Here is a 756-nt window from a genome sequence, read left to right as displayed (position 1 = left end):
GTCGATCTTCACGATCCAGGGGGTCTGGTGGATCAACGTGTGGTGGTGTCGGCACAGCATCACGAGGTTGGACAGTGCGGTGGGGCCGCCGTCGGCCCAGTGGGTGATGTGGTGGGCGTCGCAGGCCAGGGGCATGCGGGTGCAGCCGGGGAAGGCGCAGTGGCGGTCGCGGGCGATGAGGGCGGTCCACAGGGCGGGGGTGACGAGCCGGTGGGTGCGTCCGACGTCGAGGACCTGGCTCTCGGTGCCGAGGACGGTGGGGATGATCTCGGCGTCGCAGGCCATGCGGCGTACGGCGGTGGCGGAGAGTCGGGCACCGGTGGGGGTCTGGCCTTCGCGGGCGAGCCCGGCGTCGATGACCTGCTGGCGTAGGGATTGCTGGTCGATGAGCACCATCACGCGGGGTCGGGTGCCGTGGTCGCGGGGGAGGTCGTCGCTGTTGGCGAGGCGGTGGCAGGCGTCGACCAGTGCGTCCCACAGGCGGGCGCCTGCCTCGCGGGGGTCGGTGCCGTCGTGGCCACAGCCCGGGGTCAGGCAGGGCTGCTGGGTGGAGAGGCCGTGCTCGTCGAACATGGCCTGGCCGGGGGTGCGGTTGACGCCCCCGCAGGCACCGGGCTCGGTGGTGACGGGGGCGGCGAGGGGGTGCAGGACGGTCTTGATGGCCTCGGCGTCCTCGACGGTGCCGTAGCCGGTGACCTTGACCCCGCCGCGGCCGTCCTCGGCGAAGCGGAGGTGGCGGGCGTGGTGGGCACCGCG

1 protein-coding gene is annotated in these 756 nt (G+C 73.3%); it reads right to left on the bottom strand.

The window, feature by feature from the left end:
- On the bottom strand, positions 1-756 hold a 756-nt coding region (locus ACPZVR_RS25425; RefSeq protein ID WP_436702486.1), incomplete at both ends, for an HNH endonuclease signature motif containing protein.

Origin of the sequence: Nocardioides segetis (assembly GCF_051390595.1) — a bacterium.
Taxonomy (GTDB): domain Bacteria; phylum Actinomycetota; class Actinomycetes; order Propionibacteriales; family Nocardioidaceae; genus Nocardioides.
This window is presented reverse-complemented; position numbering and strand designations above follow the sequence as displayed.